The organism is Flavobacterium sp. FlaQc-28, from assembly GCF_044007415.1.
GTDB lineage: Bacteria > Bacteroidota > Bacteroidia > Flavobacteriales > Flavobacteriaceae > Flavobacterium.
Genome location: NZ_JBIPCM010000001.1, coordinates 820,898 through 837,763 on the forward strand (window position 1 = coordinate 820,898; position 16,866 = coordinate 837,763).

Sequence of the window (16,866 nt, forward strand, 5' to 3'; positions counted from 1 at the left end):
AATACGAAACCATAAAAAACGGCGCTGATTCAGCGCCGTTTTTGTTTGTATAAAGTATCAAATTAATTATTTAGTGTATTTAACAAATAGTTTAGAATAATTGCAATATGTTTGTGTATATACTAAAAACTATAAATAAAAATGATTAAACAGTTTAGAAAACCGCTGTTTTGTGTTGTTTCTGCAATGATTACAATTACTGCAGCTCAGGCACAAGACGCAAAAAAGAAAGAACCGGGTATCAATCTTTCTAATATGGACACGAAAGTGAGTCCAAAAAATGATTTTTTTCGTTACGTAAATGGAGCTTGGCTGGACAAAACAGAAATTCCAAGTGATAGAAATTCATGGGGAAGTTTTAACGAATTACGTCAGAAGACTGATAATGACGCTCTTGCTATTCTAAAAGAAGCATCAAAAGATCCTAAATATAAATCAAATACAGATCAAGGTAAAGCAATTGCTTTGTTTAACACGATTATGGATACTGTTGGTCGTAATAAAAACGGAATTACACCGCTTCAGCCTGTTTTGAAGAAAATCGATGCTATTAAAAATGTTACCGATCTTCAGAATTTCTTTATCGAAATGCAGCCGCAAGGAGGTATTGGTTTTTTTGGAGTATATGTTGGAGCTGATGCTAAAAATAGCAACAAAAACACCGTTAACCTAGGACCGGGAGGTTTAGGATTATCTGATAAGGATTATTACAATTCAGACGATAAAGATTCAAAAGAAAAACGTGAAAAATACGAAGTACACGTTGCGAGAATGTTACAATATATTGGAGAATCTCCTGCAAAAGCAAAAGAAAGTGCAAAACAAATTTTAGCTTTAGAAATTGAACTTTCTGCTCCAAGATTAGACCGTGTTGAAAGAAGAGACCGCAGAAAACAATACAATCCAACTGCGATTGCTGATTTAAAGAAAAACACACCTTCTATTCAATGGGAGAAATATTTCACTGGAATCGGAATGACGAAATTAGATTCAGTAAATGTAGCGCAGCCACGCTATATGATTGCTTTAGAAAAAACACTTTCTGAAAAGAAAGTAGAAGCATGGAAAGAGTATTTAAAATGGTCTTTATTGAACAGAAATGCTTCAACGTTGACTACAGATATTGAAAAAGCAAATTTTGATTTCTACGGAAAAACACTTACTGGAGCTTTAAAACAACGTCCTCGTGAAGAAATGGCATTACAAGTAATTAATGGTGCTACTGGAGAAGCTTTAGGAAAACTATATGTAGAAAAATTATTTCCTGCTGAAGCAAAAGACAAAGCAAAGAATATGATTGCTAATGTAATGTTAGCTTACGAAAACAGAATCAATGCATTGCCTTGGATGTCTGCGCCAACAAAGGCAAAAGCAATTGAAAAACTAAAGAGACTTACCATTAAAATTGGATATCCTGATAAATGGAAAGATTATTCTAAACTAGAACTTAAAAACGTTAACGAAGGCGGAACTTATTTTGATAATATGAAAAACATATCAAAATGGTCTTACGCAGAAAGTTTAGCGAAATTGGGTAAACCAGTTGATAAAACAGAGTGGGGAATGTCACCTCAAACGGTGAATGCTTATTTTAATCCATCGTATAACGAAATTGTGTTCCCGGCTGCAATCTTACAACCGCCTTTCTACAATTATCAAGCTGATGAAGCAGTTAATTATGGTGGAATTGGTGCTGTTATTGGTCACGAAATTTCTCATGGTTTTGATGATTCTGGAGCACGTTACAATGCTGATGGAAATCTTGTTGACTGGTGGACACCAGAAGATCTAAAACAGTTTACAACTCTTGGAACTGCTTTGGCAGATCAATACAGCGCTTTAGAGCCTTTACCTGGAATTCACGTAGATGGTAAATTTACTTTAGGAGAGAACATTGGAGATTTAGGCGGAATCAATGCTGCTTATGACGGATTACAATTGTATTTAAAAGCAAACGGAAATCCTGGTTTAATTGACGGCTTTACGCCAGAACAGCGTTTCTTTATTTCTTGGGCTACCGTTTGGAGAACAAAATCTAGAGACGAGGCAATTAAAAGTCAGGTTAAAACTGATCCGCATTCTCCTGGAATGTACAGAGCAGTTGTGCCAATTCAAAACGTAGATGCTTTTTATCAAGCTTTTGATATTAAAAAAGGAGATAAAATGTATATCGATCCTGCTAAGAGAGTTAAAATCTGGTAAAAATAAAATCCATAAAAAAACGGCGCTGATTCAGCGCCGTTTTTGTTTTTATGTTTTATCGAATTGCAATGTAAATATCAACTTCTGCATTTTTTGGGTTTTGGACTTTTTCTCCATAAACTTCAAAATCTGCTGTAAAAATTCGATCTAGATCCGAATTCCAAATCTCCAGCCATTTATTATAAACAATACCTTCGGTCAAATTTCCTTTGGCAATAATTTTTTCATAATCAGCTGATTCAATTGTTTTACCAACCATGTTTTCAGGTACGAAATCTAAACTTTCAACTTTACATCCTAAAATAGTGGTGTAAGGTTTAGTGTGATCTTTTTCATAATCGGTATAAATGCAAAAAATCTCTTCTGAAATTTTACCTGGAATTTTTTGCTGAATTCCTTCTGTCATAAATTTGTTCCAAAGCGCAGGAATATCCTGAGCTGATTGACCATTTTCGTTTGTAGTTCTTACCGAAATACCAATTACATTAAATTGTTGAATGCTCATATTTAAAAAATTAGCTATTAAGGCACAAATCTAAATCGCAGTGGTGACAACAGTATGTCAGCAATAAAATAAAACTTTCAGATTATTTTAATTGACTATAGATATACGTTTCAATAGCTTTTAATTCTTCATCAGACATTGCCTGTGTTATTGGAATATTAGTTTTCATAACCGCAAATTGACTTGGGTCAACAATTGGTTCCGCTTTTCCTTTTAAAAAAGTAACGATATCAGCATTTTTATCTTTGTAAATCTGTGCGATTTCTTTAATACTTGGTCCAATTACTTTTTGATCTACTTGATGACAAGAAGTACAGTTTCCTCTTCCTTCAAAAATCTCTTTTCCTAAAGCTTCTGGTGTTTTGGCTTCTGCAGATTCTCCTTCAGTATATGTTTCAGTTGGATTATGATTTGGGTTTTCAGCCACTTCTTTTTTGCATGAAGCAAATGCTAAAACGGCAGATAAGAATAATGCTTTTTTCATGCTATTTATTTAAAATTACGGCAGCTTCTTTTGCAAAATAAGTAGAGATAATACTAGCGCCTGCACGCTTAATGCAATAAAGTTGCTCTATCATAATTTTATCGTGATCCAACCATCCTCTTTCGGCTGCGGCCTTTACCATAGCGTACTCACCAGATACTTGGTAAACAGCAACAGGAACATGAACAGCATTTTTTACCTCACGAACAATGTCTAAATAAGCCATTCCTGGTTTTACCATAACAATATCAGCACCTTCTTCAACATCTAATAATGCTTCGCGAATTCCTTCAATTCGGTTAGCATAATCCATTTGATATGTTTTCTTGTCTTTCGGAATATTTTGAGAATCTACGGGAGCAGAATCCAAAGCATCACGAAAAGGACCATAAAATGCCGAAGCATATTTAGCACTATAACTCATAATTCCAACATTATGATGTCCGTTTTCTTCTAAAGCCTTTCTGATAGACAAAACTCTTCCATCCATCATATCACTTGGAGCAACAAAATCAGCTCCAGCTTCTGCATGACTTAAACTCATTCGAGTTAAAGCGTCTACAGTTGCATCATTTATTAATTGACCATTTTCAATAATTCCGTCATGACCATAGATTGAATACGGATCTAAAGCTACATCCGGCATAACGATCATTTCTGGAACAGCGTCTTTTATCGCACGAATAGTTTGCTGCATCAAGCCGTCTTTATTCCAAGCTTCAGTTCCTTTGTTGTCTTTTAAATTATCGCTGACTTTTACATAGATATTTACCGCTTTTATTCCTAGATCCCAAGCTTCTTTTACTTCTTTAATTGTATTATCTAACGAATGACGGTAAATTCCCGGCATTGACGGAATAGCTGCTTTTACATCTTTTCCTTCAGCAACAAACATTGGAAGCATAAAATCCTGCGGACTTAAACTAGTTTCACGTACTAAAGAACGAATTGATTCATTGGTTCTCAAACGACGGTTTCTTTGTAATGGGAACATATAATTTTAGATTTTTAGATTTTAGATTTCAGACTTTAAACCTGATTTCTTCGAAAACAGATTGATTCATCTTTGTTTCTAAAAGTGCAGTTGTTTTTTTATTTTTTTGAAGATTATTTTACTTTTTTAACAAGTAGCGCAAAGTTAATCAAAAATCAACAGAATAAGGAGTTTAGACCCGTGCAGAATCCGTTAATATTATCTAAAAATTGATGCTTTTATAAGTTGAATTTTAAGAAACCTTTGCGATAGGTTTTTAAAATATTTCGCATAAATTTGCGAAATGAAGAAAATTCTTGCTTTCTGCTGCTGTTTGCTCTTGACGAGTTGTTTTGAGATAACAGAAAGAATCAAACACCACGACGACCAAAGTGGTGAATATACATTGATGATCGATTTTTCGAAATCATGGTTTAAAACCAAATCGGCTATTTTTTTAGAAGAAGTAGATGGAGTTAAAATCCCAAATGAACAGGAAATTTCACAAAAGTTAGAAGACTTCAAAGTCAAAGCTTCAAAAATTGCAGGAATTTCAAACGTTACAACTAAAACAGATTTTGACAATTATATTTTCATCATCAAACTTAATTACGCCAATATAAAAGCTCTAAACGCTGTAGTAAATACAATTAACAATCAGCGCGATCAGATTCACTTTAGCAGTAATGCTAAAAATTTTGAAAGAATTGCATCCTATCCAGTTCCCGAAAAAGTAATTAAGGACCCAAAGAAAAAGAAAGATCTTGAAGAAGCCAGTATAACTGCGATTTATACTTTCGACAAAGACATTTTATCAGTAGAAAATAGTAATAGTAAAATATCCAAAAACAAAAAGACGGTTTTTTTAAAACAGAGTATGTACAGCGTACTTAAAAAATCGACATTAATGAACAATACAATTCAATTAACGCCCTGATTTATGAAGCAATTCTGCACTTTATTTTTAGTATTCGCCACCTATCTGACCTTTGGTCAAAACAATCAAAATAAATACGACTATTTTGTACAATTTAACGGAAATCAGCTTTCAAAAAAAGTAAACATCGATGAGGTGTTGAATCATCCTGTATTGAATAAGTACAAAGAGGGAAATTCAGGTTTTGATATCAGCAAATACACATCCCTTTTTTATTTAGACAAACAATTAACCGTTCATGGAAATTTTACAGACAGCATTCCGTATTGTCAAATCACTATTCCGATAAAGAATAAAGAAGCCGCAAGACAGTTTTTACTGCGAGAATACAGTCTGAATAAAAATACAGATTCGGTTATAGCTCCGATTGTTCAAGATTTTGGAAATTTCAGCATTCTTACTTCAAAAAATGAAAAAGAATCATTTGCATGGAACGATAATTATTTGGTAATATTAAAATTAACAAAGAAATTTTACTCCAACCGATATGATATTCCAGCTGCAGACACACTCCAAGATTCAATTGCGATAGATGAACCTTATAAAGATTTATCAATTGAAGTGCCGGCAGCGACTGATAATCCAGCAGCTGTAGAAGAATCTGCAGCTGAAAACGATTCCTACAGCCATGAATATTATGCTGAATACACCAAAGAAGAAGATGATTTTAATCAAAAATTGGCCGAACAGCAAAACCTGATGATAAAAGCATTGTTTGCGAATGGTTTTACAGCGCCAGTATCGGATAAAATAAATGTACTTGCAGATATTTCATCATGGGTAAATTATGGTGCTATCATGACTGGTTTATATTCTTCTTATTCCTATCCGATGGCAATTTTTGGAGGTTATGATAAATTTTTACCAAACCAGAAAAATTTGGGCAATTTTGTAAAAGGGATAAATCTCGATTTTTATTTCGACAGCAATAATGCACGAATAGAAGAAGTTATCGAATATTCAGAACAGATTGCAGAAGTTGTAGGGAAAATCAGCAATAGAAAAATCAATAAAAATATATTTAATTACTTCCCTGCAAATAAACCTTTGGGATATATGTCTTATCATATCAATACCCAAGCAGCGCTTGAAAACATTCCGTCTTTAATGACAGATTTGTTTAATAGTCCGGCATTAAAGAAAGATGATGTGGTAGTGGTTACGGATTTAATTTCTACAATTGTCGATGAAGAGGCAACAGCAAAGCTTTTTGACGGTGATTTGAGCTTGTTTTTATACGACAGCAAGAAAGTTGAGGTAGTTTCTAAATCGTACGACTACGATGAAAATTTTGAGCCGATAGAAAAAGAAGAAAAAATTAAGAAAACGGTGCCGCTTTTCGCTGTAATTTTTACCTCTACACATCCAACATTTGGTGATAAGCTTTTACAGTTAGGTGTTCGTAAACAATTTCTAACTCAAAACGGAAGTACTTTCCTGATAGAAGGAACAAAAGAGTATGGTGATTTGTTTATTATCAAAGACAAAGATGTTGTTGTCGTAGCAAATACGCTTGATTATTTTAGTAAAGGAAAAGGATCATTTCTGGTTGAAGCAAAAAAAGATTTAAAGAAAAATTATATGTTCGGAAAGCTGAATATTGGTGAGACAATAAATGTCTTTGCTAAATCAGAAAACACGAATACATCCGATTTTGAGAAATTTAATAAGATTTCGAAGCAATTTTCAGATATTACTTTTGAGTCTCCTAAAAAACTAATCAATAATAAATTGATTTTTGCAGTTAAATTGAATGCTTTAAAATCAGATAAAAACATCATTTTACAGACACTAGATTTAGCCGACGAAATGACTTCTAAATAATTTATAAAATAGAAATCCCCGAAAAATTAATTTCGGGGATTTTTTTTAATTCTAAAAAATATTTATTAGGTGATTGAAGCATCATAAATAGCTTTTATCGTATGTTTTAGCGTATTGTTAAAATCATTATCAGATTGGTCTGCACTAAGTCCTTCAGATAATGCTCGTGAGAAACTTGCAATCAATCCGCTATTTTGTGCAAGCCTGTCATTGGCATCTTCTCTAGAATATCCGCCAGAAAGAGCCACAACTCTAACGACATTTGGGTTAGACATTAATTCTTTGTAAAAATCATTAACCGTTGGAATTGATAATTTCAACATTACTTTTACATCTTTGTCTAACGATTTTAGTTGTTTTAAGATTTCTACTTTTAGAATTTCTTCTGATTTTTCCTTATCAGCACTATAAATATCAACTTCAGGCTCAATAATAGGAATAAGCCCTTTTTTAAAAATTTGAATACCTACTGCAAATTGCTGTTCAACAACTTCACGAATACCCGCCGCATTTGCCTCTTTAATAACAGAACGCATTTTAGTTCCAAAAACGTTTCGTTCAACCGCTCGTGTCAATAATTCATCCAAATTAGAAATAGGTTTCATCAACTGTACACCATTTGCAAGATCAGCAAGACCTTTGTCTACTTTTAGAAAAGGTACAATCTGTTTTTTCTCCCACAAATAGTCAGCAGTCCATAGACCGTCAATTTTACGATCCATTGTATTTTCAAACAAAATAGCGCCTAGAATATATTCGCTGTCAAATGCTGGACTTTTTATAATTCTCGTCCTCATTTCATGCACCAGAGTATACATTTCTTCGTCATTTGAAAAACTACTTTCTTGTATTCCATATTGTGCTAATGCTTTTGGAGTACTGCCGCCGCTTTGATCTAAAGCAGCAATAAAACCCTTTCCAGAATGCATGCGATTTAATTGTTCATTGTTCATATTTGCCATAATACTGAATTTTAGGTGGAATAAATTCCCGTTAATTTAAGCATTTTTTAGAACTTATTGAAAGAGCGTTTTTTACAGTCCAATTTTTTCATTGACTTTATCGTAAACTTCTTTTACTTTTTTTGGAGGATCAAATCGATAACCGACAGAAATTTTTAAAGTACCTATATTGTCATTTAATCTAGGATCGACTTTGTCGTCTTGAGCAAAACTTACCGAATTGAGACTTGCAAAAGCAAAGAAACGGTCATTATTGTAGGCTATTTTAAAATTAAGATCTGCTTGATATAAGGCTGATGTATCTCCGTCAACATCATTAATTCCAGCTCCTAAAGCAATTCCAGCTCCAATTAAAACACGATCGCTGATTACAAAATTGTAAAAGTAGGAAGGTGCAATCGTAAATACGTAAATATCTGCAGGAGAAGAATCGGGCGTATTCAAATCTATATTGGTGTAATAAAATGAAAAAGTCGGAATAAAACTCCCCGAACTTTTAGTCTGCCATTCATTTTGGCTTACCAGCGTTTTAAACGAGAATTTGTCATTAAAAACATAAGCTGTCGATCCGCCGATTTTAGTGGTTCTCATTCTTGGCAATTGAGCATTTATAATGTCATCACTAACGTAAAACCCTTTTTGGTTGATGAAAGTAAACGACTGCATCCATTTTTTATAATAAAAACGGGTATTAAAATTAAAATGCTTGGAATTAGAATCGCCTTTGTTGCCGCCAAGAAATTTGGGCGCGAAACCTAGAGTAACATCGATGATTTTGTAATTCAGATTAAAACCAATCTGTTCTCTGCGATTCGGAATTAGATTAACAAATGTTTTCGGATTTTGACCATCTGAGGCAATTTGAAAACTATTGGAAGTATCTAAATAATAAATACTTGCCGTAATTTTATCATTATATGATTTAAAATAACGATTTTGTAAAGTATCGTTTTGAGCAAAACACCCAAGAATACTGGTGAAAAATGCTATGTAAATCAATTTTAAACACATAGAGACATAGTTTTTAGATAATTTAAAAGACGTTTCACTCAAAATGAGCCACATAGCACACTGTGAAAAAATCATGATTTTCTAAAATCACCTCTAAGATAATTAAATCTATGTTTCTATGTGTTGAATAAATTTTTAAATCAAGATGATTAAATCCACTCAATTGGGTTTTCTAATATATTGATCAATTTTTCCTCATCGCTTCCCGCTTCTGGATGATGATCGTAAACCCATTGTACATGCGGAGGTAAACTCATTAAAATACTTTCGATTCTTCCGTTTGTTTTTAAACCGAACAAAGTGCCTTTATCATGAACCAAATTAAATTCAACATAGCGGCCGCGACGGATTTCCTGCCACGTTCTGTTTTCTGGAGTGTATTCTAAATTTTTTCTTTTTTCCACAATCGGTACATAAGCTTCAAGGAAACTATTACCAACTTCGGTTACAAAATTATACCAGTTTTCCATCGACATTTGCTCATTTGCTTTGCAATAATCAAAGAATAAACCGCCAATTCCGCGGGCTTCATTTCTATGAGCATTCCAAAAATAAGAATCGCATTGTTTTTTATATTTTGGATAAAATTTTGGATTATGCTTATCGCAAGCCGTTTTACAAGTTTGGTGAAAGTGTTTTGCATCTTCCTCAAACAAATAATATGGCGTTAAATCTTGTCCGCCGCCGAACCATTGTTCGATAACATTACCTTTTTCGTCATACATTTCAAAATAACGCCAATTTGCATGAACCGTAGGAACCATTGGGTTTTTCGGATGTAAAACCAAACTCAATCCACAGGCAAAGAAATCAGCTTCACCAACGCCAAACATTTTTTGCATTGTTTCAGGAAGTTTTCCGTGAACAGCCGAAATGTTTACCCCGCCTTTTTCAAAAACATTTCCGTTTTCAATAACACGTGTTCTTCCGCCGCCGCCTTCAGGACGTTTCCACAAATCTTCTCGGAATTTTGTAGTTCCGTCAACAGCTTCTAATCCAGCACAGATTTGGTCTTGTAATTGTTGTATGTATGCGTAAAATTTATCTTTCATGTTGCTTATATTCTGATTTGAGTAATCCAAAATAAACGACATCTTCAAATGTTCCGTCGCCGCCTTTAAATTCGTCTCTTAATATTCCTTCTTGTTTAAAATGATGTTTTAATGCAATTTGCTGACTTGCTTTATTGATTTTTGAAGTACAGATAAAAACCTTATTCATTTTTAAAGTATTAAAACAAAAATCTAATGTTTCTGAAACCAGTTTTGAGGTAATTCCTTTTCCTTGATAATCTTCATCAACAAAATAACCCAATTCACATTTAGAAATACGATTATCAATGCTTTTGATACATAAATAACCAATTAATGCATTGGTTTGTATGTCTCTGGGATAAAAATAGTATCCTTCTTTATGGTTCTCTTTATCTTGATTATAAGCAATGAAATTTTTGGTTTTTTCTAAATCTAAGCAATGAGATAAAGTAACTGGAAAAGTTTTTTCGATGTGTTTTGCATTCTTTTCAATAAGCGCGTAAAACTCCTCGGGAAGAATACTTTCAATTCGCTCTGTTTTCCAGTCTGTAAAACTCATAATTGATTGTTTTTTAAAGATGCAATTTTAGTATTTATCACAAAAGAAAAAACTTTGCTTTCTTGTTGAATATATTGATAAACGGCTAATGCTTTTCCCGTAAAATTATAACTTTCTATTTTAGAAAATTCAATTAAAATATCAGTAAATTGTTCTAATTGATCCCAATCAAAATGAAGACGGATTAACAACGTGATTAAATCTTCATTTGAATAATCGGCTAAAGTTTCAATGTTTAAACCAAATTCTTTCAGTTGATTCTCAATTTCTGTTTTTTGTAAATCATTTAAAGGATAAGGCACAAAAACAAGAGTTCGCAACGTTTTTAAAACATTGTCAACTCTTATTTTTTCTTCGTCTCGCAAGCCTTTGTTCAACATAATTTAGAATTTATTCGATTTGACAGTTGTTCGGCTGAAAATTAACTTTTCATTTTGGGAAGACTGCTTTTTTCCAACGCTTTTTATTATTCGATAAACAAAATATAAAACGGGTAAAGCGTAATAAATAAATCCCATACAGATTGGAACATATGGTTTTTCTATAAACAGTCCGCTTGATTTAACGGTTTGGAAATAATGTGATTTTTCTAAAAACTCGTTTGTCAATCCGAATGGAGGGACTATAGAATTTCCAATGCAAACCGCTAGGATTAGGAAAAAGTAGAAAACCGCTTTTGCTGCAGATTTTCCCATTTGATATACTCTGATTTCTGGCGCTACATTTGAAAAGGCAAACCTCATTCTGTTTAAAACTGTCAGAAGATAAATATACAGAATGTTAGTATTAACTACCGATTCATTAAAAGAGTAGGCAAATAATCCATAGAGCGGGAAAAACACAAAAAGCGACCACTTTTTTGGCATAACCGCCATGAAAACTCCTGAATGGACCATTATAAACTCAAAAGCCATCAAAACAGCTAAGTCATTTATAAGGCTAACTGGATGTAATTCTGGATGCGTCCAAACCATCAAAAACACATAGGCGTAATAAGCCTGAAATCCGTATTCGATAAATGAAAATGGTGAGTTTCTGTTGAGATTTAGGTTTGCAAGCATATTTTTGAGTTGTTGGTTTATGGTTGATAGTATTTATATCCAACAACTATCAACCATAAACTATTAACTTATTAATTTCCGTATTCCTTCACAGCGTCAACAAACGCTTTTGCGTGATCTACAGGTATATTTGGTAAAATTCCGTGACCTAAATTTACAATATATTTATCTTTTCCGAACTCGTCGATCATTTCGTGAACCATTTTCTTGATAGTCGGAATTGGAGAAAGTAATCTTGACGGATCAAAGTTTCCTTGTAAAGTGATGTTTCCGCCAGACAAATAACGAGCATTTCTAGCCGAACAAGTCCAGTCAACTCCTAATGCAGAAGCTTTGCTTTTACCCATTTCGCCAAGAGCAAACCAACAACCTTTTCCAAAAACAATAACCGGAGTAATATCAGCTAAAGCATCAACAATCTGGTTAATATATTTCCATGAAAATTCCTGATAATCAACAGGAGAAAGCATTCCTCCCCAAGAATCAAAAATCTGAACGGCATTTACTCCCGATTTTACTTTTTCTTTTAAGTATAAAATAGTCGTATCTGTGATTTTTTGTAACAAAGTATGCGCTGCGGCTGGATTTGAAAAACAGAATCCTTTTGCAGTATCAAAACTTTTAGAACCTTTTCCTTCAACAGCATAGCAGAAAATTGTCCAAGGAGAACCAGCAAAACCAATTAACGGCACTTCGTCGTTCAGCATTTCCTTAGTCAATTTTACAGCATCAAAAACATAACCTAAACTTTCATTTACATCTGGAACAAAAACTTTGTGTACATCTGCCAAAGAACGAATTGGATTTGGAATAATCGGACCCAAATTATCTTTCAATTCTACGTGAATTCCCATTGCACGAGGAACTACTAAAATATCCGAGAACAAAATAGCGGCATCTGGAGCAATTCTGCGAATAGGCTGTACCGTAATTTCAGCAGCTAACTCAGGAGTTTCACAACGTGTAAAAAAGTCGTATTTGTCACGCAGTTCTCTAAATTCAGGTAAATATCTTCCTGCCTGACGCATCATCCATACCGGCGGGCGTTGAACTGTTTCTCCTTTTAATGCTCTTAAAAATAGGTCGTTTTTTAACATTGTTTTTTTATTTTAGTTGCAAAGCCGCAAAGGGACAAAGTTGCAAAGGTTTTTATTTGTATTCGTTAATTACATCTTCAATTACATCTTCAACCGTTGGCTGATCAGCAATAATGATATTTTTGGTAATTTTATGTAAAGCTTCTGCGGTGGTTTCCCCAATGCAAAAACAGATTTCTTTCTTGATTGTATTCTCTTTTAAATAACTTTCAACACCAGACGGACTGTAAAATAAAATTGCATCAATGGAAGCTTTTATTTTTTGAGGCTGTAATGAAGTTTCGTAAACTTGAATTTCGTTCAGTTTTATTTCAGCTTCTTTTAAAGCTGTTGGTAAAGTATCTCTTCTAAGATTTCCACTGAAGAAAGTATAACTTTCATTGCGGTAAATTAAAGTGATAATTTCGGCTAAATCAGCCGCATAGCCTGTATAAGCTACAACGTTGAATCCGTTTTCAGATAAAAGAATTTTTGTTTTTAAGCCAACGCAATACACGTTTTTACTTTTTAATTCTTCTGATTTTGGATTGGATAAAACACTTCGAACGGCATTTTGACTGGTAAAAATCAAACTTTCGTTGAGGTTTTTAAGTTCAAAAGGTTTGTTTTCGGTTTTGATAAAATCGGCTTCGATTACTTCGATACCAACTTTTGTTAACTCTTGTTTTTGTACAGGAGATAATATTTTAGTAGATAATATCTGGATTGATTTTGTCATTATTTTTTCAGGGATTCTTTAATCTTCTGCATTAATTCTGCTCCTCCATTATTTAAGATTTCCTGAGCTGAATGAAAACCTAATTTTTTCCATTCTGAAATATCAACTGTTTTGTTGATTTCTAATTTCTGTTTTCCGTCAATAGAAAGTAAAACACCTTGAAAATGAAGCGTATCCTCGTTTTCATTATAGTTTACCAAAGCCCCGATTGGCGCCGTACAGCCACCTTCAAGCGTTCTTAAAAATTGACGTTCAATATAGGTGCAAATTTCAGTTTCGATATGATTTAGCTGCGAAAGTGCATCTAAGGTATAATTGTCATTCTCCATTGCCACAACAAGCATTGCTCCTTGTGCCGGCGCGGGAATCATCCAATCTAAATTGATGAAATTTTCAGGTTTTAAGTTAATTCGTTCCAAGCCTGCAGCTGCAAAAACAGCTCCATCCCAATCATTGTCTTTTAGTTTTTGCATACGCGTATTTACATTTCCGCGTAAATCAACTACAGTATGATTTGGGTATTTGTTGAACCATTGCGCCTGACGACGTAAACTGCCAGTTGCAATTGTACTTGGATTCGTAAAATCAGGATTTCCTTTATGAACTAAAATATCAAGAACGTTTGCTCTTTCTAAAACAGCTGCCTGAACAATTCCTTTTGGTAAAGCCGTTGGAACATCTTTCATAGAATGAACCGCAATATCTATATCACCATTAATCATGGCAATATCCAGCGTTTTTGTAAAAATTCCTGTAATCCCTAATTCGTAAAGAGGTTTGTCCAGAATAATATCACCTTGAGATTTTACAGCAACAATTGAGGTTTTATAACCTAAGTCGTTTAATTTCTTTTCGACAGTGTGTGCCTGCCAAAGAGCCAATTCGCTGTCACGTGTTCCAATTCTGATTGTTTTTTCAGCCATTTTGTTGAATTTCACCATATAAGTTATATAAGGTAATTTAAGCAGTTTGAACTTAAAGACAACAATTAAGCGTTGCGATTAAATGAACTTATATAACTTATATGGTTTAAAATTTTATTTAAGATGCTTTTATTTTGAAGACTTTTTCGATCCATTCGATGCTTTCATCGACCATGGTATCGTCGTCTTTTAAATGATTGGCAAAATGAGTAGTAATTTTTTGGATGATTCTATTGCTGATGATTTCAGCTTGCTCTTCATTAAAATCAGCAATTTTTTTGCTTTGAAAATCTAATTCTGAAGCTTTTATTGCGTTTAATTTTTCTTTTAAGGCGTTAATTGTTGGAGCAAACTTTCGGCCTTTCATCCAAATTACAAATTCTTCTTTGATTTCTTCAATGATCGCTTCCGCAGCCGGAATGTGTAATTTTCTGTTTTCCAAAGTTTCATCTGTCAATTGAGACAAATAATCCATGTGAATCAAAGTTACACCGTCTAATTCCTCTACGTTTTCATTTACGTTTTTCGGAATAGACAAATCCAAAATCAACAAAGGTTTTTTAAGATTTAAGATTGCTTTGTCAACTGTTGGGTTTTGAGCGCCTGTTGCAACAACTACAACATCGGCTTTTTGAAGTTCTAAATGTAATTCAGAGTAATCTTTAACAATCAGATTTAGTTTTCCAGCTAATTTCTCCGCTTTGTCTTTCGTTCGGTTGATTAAAGTAATATGTTCGTTTTTAGTATGTTTTACTAAATTCTCGCAAGTGTTTCTGCCAATTTTTCCAGTTCCAAAAAGCAAAATGTTTTTATTGCTGATGTCTTCTACATTTTTAAGAATGTACTGAACCGAAGCAAAAGAAACCGAAGTTGCACCAGAACTGATTTCTGTTTCGTTTTTGATTCTTTTACTTGCCTGAATTACCGCATTAACCAATCGTTCTAAAAAAGCATTTGCTAATCCTAATGATTTTGAATGGGCAAAACTGGTTTTAATTTGAGATATAATTTCAAAATCGCCTAGAATCTGACTATCTAAACCAGTTCCTACGCGAAACATATGATTAATTGCTTCTTGGTTTTTGTAAACAAAACCAACTTTTTGAAAAGCATCAACAGAACCGTTGCTGTTGTCGCAAATAAGTTTGATTAATTGAAAAGGATGTTCTGCAAAACCATAGATTTCGGTTCTGTTGCAGGTTGAAGTAACAATTAAACTTTCTATTCCATCATTTTTAGCTTGTTCCAGCAAACGAGTTTTTGCAACAGCATCCAAACTAAATTGACCTCTGACCTCAGCATCAGCTTTTTTATAACTCAGACCAACTGAGTAAAAATAAAGGTGTTTCGGTACGTTATTGTTTTCCATAAATTCACTTTCATAAAAGTGCAACAAAATTATTACTATAGTGTTTATAAAAGTAACGCTTAAAGTACTTTTTGTATCGCTATGTGTTTTTTTGATTGTAAACGACTGTTTTTATGCAAAAAGAAGTACTTTTGTAGCAAAATCAAGTCGTTTGAAATGATTTGTTTAGAGTCGTTCTAAATAACATTTTGGATTTACTTTGATTTTTTTTTCTAAAAAACATCGCTATGAGTTCTCAAGAAATTATAAAAATTGAAGACGACTTTACGCTGATCCGTTTTCAAAACGACAGTTCAGAACCCTTTTTTGGGCAGCATGAAGTAGGTAGTGGACTGATACAGTTTCACTTCGGGATAAAAGGTAACGCTAAATTTTTGTTCAATCAAGGTAATTATGCTTTAGAATTGAAAGAAGAAAAATCGCTGCTTTTGTACAATCCACAAAAAGAATTACCGCTGAATTTAGAATTAGCTCCAAACTCTTGGGTGATTTCTGTAATTGTCTCTATTAAAAAATTTCACGCGTTATTTTCTGCCGAAGCTGATTATATTACTTTTTTAAGTCCTGATAATAAGGATAAAAAGTATTATAACGAAGGAAATATTAGTCCGTCAATGGCAATTGTTTTAAGTCAATTGTTTCATTATAATCTTCATCCCTCCATAAAAAATCTTTATTACAAAGGAAAAGGATACGAATTATTGAGTTTGTATTTCAATAGAACCGAAGATCCAAACGCAGAACAATGTCCGTTTTTGATTGATGAAGATAACGTGTTGAAAATTCGAAGAGCCAAAGAAATTATCATTGCTAATATGGCTGAACCGCCGGGATTACAAGAATTGGCAGACGAAATTGGTTTGAATTTGAAGAAACTGAAAATGGGTTTCAAACAAATTTACGGCGATACAGTTTATGGTTTTCTATTTGACTATAAAATGGATTTCGCGAGAAAGCTTTTAGACAGCGGATCTTATAATGTAAACGAAGTTGGACTAAAAATTGGCTACAGTACGGGAAGTCATTTTATAGCGGCGTTCAAGAAAAAATTTGCGACAACTCCGAAAAAGTATTTAATGTCGATTAATGCGAATGTTTAGAATTTTTTTTGCCCCTAATTTCACAAATTAGCACGAATTAAAAACCTATAAGATCTGCGAAATCTGCCTGAAAAATTGCAGCAATATTGATTTTGGGTATTCCACAA

General features: G+C 33.4%; 17 protein-coding genes. 4 read left to right on the forward strand and 13 right to left on the reverse strand.

What is annotated here, in order from left to right; genetic code table 11:
* Nucleotides 1–141: 141 nt before the first annotated feature.
* Nucleotides 142–2,202, forward strand: coding sequence for a M13 family metallopeptidase (locus ACHRVL_RS03560; RefSeq protein ID WP_395410362.1), 2,061 nt, complete (start codon nucleotides 142–144; stop codon nucleotides 2,200–2,202).
* A gap of 55 nt (nucleotides 2,203–2,257) precedes the next feature.
* Here the strand turns inward: ACHRVL_RS03560 and ACHRVL_RS03565 are convergent, their stop codons facing one another.
* The 3 genes from ACHRVL_RS03565 to hemB all read right to left on the reverse strand — a co-directional run bounded on the left by ACHRVL_RS03565 (nucleotide 2,258) and on the right by hemB (nucleotide 4,185).
* Nucleotides 2,258–2,707 (reverse strand): GyrI-like domain-containing protein, encoded by a 450-nt coding sequence (locus tag ACHRVL_RS03565; RefSeq protein ID WP_395410363.1) that lies wholly within the window; start codon nucleotides 2,705–2,707, stop codon nucleotides 2,258–2,260.
* A gap of 82 nt (nucleotides 2,708–2,789) precedes the next feature.
* Nucleotides 2,790–3,191, reverse strand: coding sequence for a c-type cytochrome (locus ACHRVL_RS03570; RefSeq protein ID WP_395410365.1), 402 nt, complete (start codon nucleotides 3,189–3,191; stop codon nucleotides 2,790–2,792).
* A 1-nt stretch (nucleotide 3,192) separates the two neighbouring features.
* Nucleotides 3,193–4,185 carry a porphobilinogen synthase gene (hemB, locus tag ACHRVL_RS03575; protein ID WP_395410366.1) on the reverse strand — a complete coding sequence of 331 codons (993 nt, stop codon included), beginning with the start codon at nucleotides 4,183–4,185 and terminating at the stop codon, nucleotides 3,193–3,195.
* Between the two features lie 283 nt (nucleotides 4,186–4,468).
* On the opposite strand from hemB, the gene ACHRVL_RS03580 reads away from it, so the two are divergent.
* Together ACHRVL_RS03580 and ACHRVL_RS03585 are read left to right on the forward strand one after the other, a co-directional pair.
* Nucleotides 4,469–5,101 (forward strand): hypothetical protein, encoded by a 633-nt coding sequence (locus ACHRVL_RS03580; protein ID WP_395410369.1) that lies wholly within the window; start codon nucleotides 4,469–4,471, stop codon nucleotides 5,099–5,101.
* A gap of 3 nt (nucleotides 5,102–5,104) precedes the next feature.
* Nucleotides 5,105–6,925, forward strand: coding sequence for a hypothetical protein (locus tag ACHRVL_RS03585; protein WP_395410371.1), 1,821 nt, complete (start codon nucleotides 5,105–5,107; stop codon nucleotides 6,923–6,925).
* Between the two features lie 65 nt (nucleotides 6,926–6,990).
* Here ACHRVL_RS03585 and ACHRVL_RS03590 read toward each other — a convergent pair whose 3' ends face one another.
* From ACHRVL_RS03590 to hemA, 10 genes are all read right to left on the reverse strand, one after another.
* On the reverse strand, nucleotides 6,991–7,878 hold the full coding sequence (locus tag ACHRVL_RS03590) for a fructose bisphosphate aldolase (protein WP_395411076.1): 888 nt from the start codon (nucleotides 7,876–7,878) through the stop codon (nucleotides 6,991–6,993).
* A gap of 81 nt (nucleotides 7,879–7,959) precedes the next feature.
* Nucleotides 7,960–8,898, reverse strand: a complete 939-nt coding sequence (locus tag ACHRVL_RS03595) for a DUF4421 family protein (protein WP_395410373.1) — start codon at nucleotides 8,896–8,898, stop codon at nucleotides 7,960–7,962.
* Between the two features lie 149 nt (nucleotides 8,899–9,047).
* Complete coding sequence (hemF, locus tag ACHRVL_RS03600) at nucleotides 9,048–9,950, reverse strand: oxygen-dependent coproporphyrinogen oxidase (RefSeq protein WP_395410374.1); 903 nt, start codon at nucleotides 9,948–9,950, stop codon at nucleotides 9,048–9,050.
* Nucleotides 9,940–10,491, reverse strand: a complete 552-nt coding sequence (locus tag ACHRVL_RS03605; protein ID WP_395410376.1) for a GNAT family N-acetyltransferase — start codon at nucleotides 10,489–10,491, stop codon at nucleotides 9,940–9,942. The genes hemF and ACHRVL_RS03605 overlap by 11 nt, the downstream gene beginning before the upstream one ends.
* Entirely contained in the window at nucleotides 10,488–10,871 is a 384-nt protein-coding gene (locus ACHRVL_RS03610) for a hypothetical protein (protein ID WP_395410377.1), read from the reverse strand. The genes ACHRVL_RS03605 and ACHRVL_RS03610 overlap by 4 nt, the downstream gene beginning before the upstream one ends.
* Before the next feature lie 3 nt (nucleotides 10,872–10,874).
* The gene (locus ACHRVL_RS03615) at nucleotides 10,875–11,552 is read right to left on the reverse strand and encodes a hypothetical protein (protein WP_395410379.1); all 678 of its coding nucleotides are present in this window, start codon (nucleotides 11,550–11,552) and stop codon (nucleotides 10,875–10,877) included.
* Nucleotides 11,553–11,623: 71 nt separating this feature from the next.
* Nucleotides 11,624–12,649, reverse strand: coding sequence for a uroporphyrinogen decarboxylase (hemE, locus tag ACHRVL_RS03620; protein WP_395410380.1), 1,026 nt, complete (start codon nucleotides 12,647–12,649; stop codon nucleotides 11,624–11,626).
* A gap of 52 nt (nucleotides 12,650–12,701) precedes the next feature.
* Nucleotides 12,702–13,367, reverse strand: a complete 666-nt coding sequence (locus ACHRVL_RS03625) for a uroporphyrinogen-III synthase (RefSeq protein ID WP_395410381.1) — start codon at nucleotides 13,365–13,367, stop codon at nucleotides 12,702–12,704.
* Nucleotides 13,367–14,290: a hydroxymethylbilane synthase gene (gene hemC, locus ACHRVL_RS03630; protein ID WP_395410382.1), complete on the reverse strand. Its 924-nt coding sequence runs from the start codon at nucleotides 14,288–14,290 to the stop codon at nucleotides 13,367–13,369. Before hemC ends, ACHRVL_RS03625 begins: the two co-directional genes overlap by 1 nt.
* A 118-nt stretch (nucleotides 14,291–14,408) precedes the next feature.
* Nucleotides 14,409–15,659: a glutamyl-tRNA reductase gene (gene hemA / locus ACHRVL_RS03635; protein WP_395410384.1), complete on the reverse strand. Its 1,251-nt coding sequence runs from the start codon at nucleotides 15,657–15,659 to the stop codon at nucleotides 14,409–14,411.
* Between the two features lie 227 nt (nucleotides 15,660–15,886).
* Here hemA and ACHRVL_RS03640 point away from each other — a divergent pair, with 227 nt between their 5' ends.
* A complete protein-coding gene (locus ACHRVL_RS03640; RefSeq protein WP_089053460.1) occupies nucleotides 15,887–16,759 on the forward strand; it encodes an AraC family transcriptional regulator in 873 nt (290 codons plus the stop codon).
* Nucleotides 16,760–16,866: the final 107 nt, after the last annotated feature.